We start from the raw sequence: 3,357 nt of genomic DNA, 5'->3' as shown, positions 1-3,357 counted from the left end.
GGGTGTGGATTTCGAGGCCACTCGAGTGAGGGGGCGGCGGTCAGCCGACGCCGAGGAGGGCGCGCGCCCGCACGGGGTCGGACCGGAAGTCCTCCGTCGTCGTGTCGAGCATGACGGTGCCCTTGCTCAGCACGACGACCCGTTGCGCGACGGAGAAGGCCAGCCGGAGGTCCTGCTCGACGAGGAGCACCGACAACCCACCGGCGCACAGCTCGCGCACGACGTCGCCGACGAGCTGGACCACCGTGGGGGCGAGGCCGTCGGAGGGTTCGTCGAGGAGCAGCAGGCGGGGGTTGGTCAGCAGGGCGCGGGCGATGGCGAGCATCTGCTGCTCGCCGCCGGAGAGCTGGTCTCCTCGGTGTCCGAGTCGCTCCCCGAGGCGGGGCAGCATCTCGAGCACGCGTTCTCGGGTCCAGGTCCCCGTGCGCCCGGCCCGGTCCGCGATGGCGAGGTGCTCGTCGACGGTGAGGGGCGCGAAGACCCGCCGCCCCTGCGGCACGTAGGCCACACCCATCGACGCGATCCGGTCGGGGCGCCGCCCCGCCACGTCGGTGCCGTCGAAGACGACCGACCCGGACTTGGGCCGGACCAGGCCCATCACCGTGCTGACGAGCGTCGACTTGCCGACGCCGTTGCGCCCGAGCAACCCGAGGACCGAGCCCTCCTCGAGGTCGAAACCGACCCCGTGCAGCACGTCCGACCCCTCGTAGCCGGAGCGCAGGTCGCGCACGGAAAGGATCGCGGCCATCACGGCACCTCCGGGAAGAGCTCGGTCGCGTCGGCACCGCCGAGGTAGGCGGAGTGGACCTCGTCGTCGGCGCGGACCTCGTCGGGCGTGCCGGTCATGAGGTGCCGGCCGAGGTGCATCACGGTGACCTGGTCGGCGAGGCCGAAGACGAGGTCGAGGTCGTGCTCGACGAGCATCACCGTGATGTGCGCGGGGAGCGCGAGGACGATCTCCTTGAAGCGGTCCGTGTCGGCTGACGACATCCCCGCCGCCGGCTCGTCGAGCAGGAGCATGGTCGGCGACGCGCCGAGCGCCACCGCGACCTCGAGCTGCCGCCGTTCGCCGTGGCTGAGGGAGCCGGCCGGCGCCCCGGAGCGGTCGGCGAGACCGAGCCGTTCGAGTATGCCGCTCGCCTCCTCGAGCACGTCGGCGCGCTTGCGCACGGCGCGGAACATCGACCACTGGGTGCCGAGCCGGCGCTGGACGGCGAGGGCGACGTTCTCGAGGGCGGACTCGCGCAGGAAGAGCGACGAGTGCTGGAAGGAGCGGACGAGGCCGAGCCCGACGCGGGTCGGCTCGGGCAGGGAGGTCACGTCGCGACCGTCGAGCAGCACCGTGCCCGAGGTGGGTGGGCGCGTGCCGGCGATGAGGGAGAAGAGCGTCGACTTGCCGGCGCCGTTGGGTCCGATGACGGCGTGCCTGGTCCCGGCAGCGACGTCGAGGGAGACGTCGTCGACGGCCTTGAGGCTGCCGAAGTGCTGGGAGACGCTGCGCAGCTCGAGGCGGCTCGCGCTGCGCCCACCCGGAGCGGGTCCAGCGCTCACGGGGCCACCTCCACTCGGCTTCGGCGTCGTCGGGCCGCCGCGAGGACGTCGGACGTGCCGGCGATCCCCCTCGGGAGCAGGTAGACGGTGATGACGAAGAGGATGCCGAGCAGGAGCGGCCCCCGGCCGGCGAGCATCCCGCCGAGGTAGTCGCGCGTGAGGATGACCAGGGCCGCCCCGACGCAGGCGCCCCACATCGACCCGACGCCGCCGATGATGACGGCGAGCAGGGCGAGGGCCGCGACGTCGAAGCCCAGGTCGCCGGGGGAGACGAAGCGCTGCGACGTCGCCCAGAGCGATCCGGCCGCCCCCGCGACGGCGCCCGCGAGGACGTACGCCGCGAGGGCGTAGGCCGTCGTGCGATACCCGATCGCCCGCAGCCGCGGCTCGTTGTCCCGCAGCCCCCGCAACGTCAGACCGAACGGCGAGCGGAGGAGGATCTGCACGAGGGCGAAGCACACGACGAAGACAGCGAGCACGTAGTAGTAGACGAGCCCCTCGTTGACGGTCCCCTCGCCCCCGGGGGTGAAGACGAGGGGCGGTATGCCGGAGAGCCCGTCGGTGCCCCGGGTGACCGACTCCATCCGGCCGGCTGCGCTGTAGGCGATCTCGCCGATGGCGAGGGTGATCATGAGGAAGGGGACGCCCCGCGCCCGGACCGCGACCGGTCCGGTGATCGCGGCGGCGACGGCGCCGGCGAGCGTCGCGACGACGAGCTGGACGACCCCGACGGCGGAGATGTTGATCGCGACGAGTGCGCCGGTGTAGGCACCCACCCCGAAGTACGCGGACTGGCCCAGGGTCGGCAGTCCGGCGATGCCGGTCAGGAGGTTCACGCTCATCGCGAGGACGGCGAAGATGAGGATCCGCGAGAGCGTGGCGACGGCGTACTGCCCGAGCACCCACGGGACGAGGACGAGCAGAGCCAGCACAGCGGCATACGCGATGCGGGTGAGCACGGGTGACCTCACGCCTGGACCCCCTGTGTCCGGAAGCCCTGCGGGCGGATGGCGAGGACGACGAGCATCGCCCCGAAGAGGAGGAACGGTGCGTAGTCCGGGACCAGCGCGACCCCGAGGGTCTGCACTTCCCCGATGGCCAGGGCGCCGATGAGCGCGCCGCGCACCGACCCGAGGCCGCCGATGACGACGACGACGAGGGACAGCACGAGGACGTTCTCGTCGACGCCGGGACCCGGCGCGAGGATCGGCGCCCCGAGCACGCCACCCACGGCGGCCAGCGAGGCCCCGAAGGCGAAGACCCCGAAGAGGATCCGGCGCGTGTCGAAGCCCATGACCCGGACCATGTCGCGGTCGGCGACGGTGGCCCGGACGAGCGCCCCGAGCGCCGACTTCTCGAAGAGGAGGTGCACGACGAGGGCGAGCAGGCCGGCCACGAGGATGAAGACGAGCCGGTAGGTCGGGTAGCTGTGCCCCGCGATGGACGTCGATCCCGCCAGCGTCTCCGGCGGCTGCGTCGGCAGCACCTCCGCCCCGAAGATCATCGTCATGATCTCGGCGGCGATGAAGGCGATGCCGAGCGTGAGCACGGCCTGGTCGAGGTGGCCCCGGGTCGACAGCGGGGCGGTCGCGGCGGCGAGGATGCCGCCGCCGAGCACGCCGAGCAGCAGGCCGACGACGAGGGCGAGGAAGAAGCCTCCCCAGCCGCCGTCCGACAGTGCGTAGGCGGCGTAGGCACCCACGAGGTAGAGCGTGCCGTGGGCGAGGTTGAGCACGTCCATCATGCCGAAGACGAGGGAGAGGCCCACGGCCAGCGTGAAGAGCAGCAGGCCGTAGGCCACTCCGT

At 72.5% G+C, this 3,357-nt stretch carries 4 protein-coding genes; all 4 read right to left on the bottom strand.

Annotated elements, in window-relative coordinates; all coding sequences use genetic code 11:
* Positions 1 to 40: 40 nt before the first annotated feature.
* On the bottom strand, positions 41 to 748 hold the full coding sequence (locus LOY02_RS17300; protein ID WP_317183615.1) for an ABC transporter ATP-binding protein: 708 nt from the start codon (positions 746 to 748) through the stop codon (positions 41 to 43).
* Positions 748 to 1,551, bottom strand: a complete 804-nt coding sequence (locus LOY02_RS17295) for an ABC transporter ATP-binding protein (RefSeq protein WP_317183614.1) — start codon at positions 1,549 to 1,551, stop codon at positions 748 to 750. The genes LOY02_RS17300 and LOY02_RS17295 overlap by 1 nt, the downstream gene beginning before the upstream one ends.
* Positions 1,548 to 2,522 (bottom strand): branched-chain amino acid ABC transporter permease, encoded by a 975-nt coding sequence (locus LOY02_RS17290; RefSeq protein ID WP_317183613.1) that lies wholly within the window; start codon positions 2,520 to 2,522, stop codon positions 1,548 to 1,550. The genes LOY02_RS17295 and LOY02_RS17290 overlap by 4 nt, the downstream gene beginning before the upstream one ends.
* The coding region (locus LOY02_RS17285; RefSeq protein WP_317183612.1) for a branched-chain amino acid ABC transporter permease at positions 2,519 to 3,357 on the bottom strand (839 nt) is incomplete at its 5' end. The genes LOY02_RS17290 and LOY02_RS17285, both read right to left, overlap by 4 nt.

The sequence above is a fragment of the Intrasporangium sp. genome, from assembly GCF_032907665.1.
GTDB lineage: Bacteria > Actinomycetota > Actinomycetes > Actinomycetales > Dermatophilaceae > Intrasporangium.
This window is presented reverse-complemented; position numbering and strand designations above follow the sequence as displayed.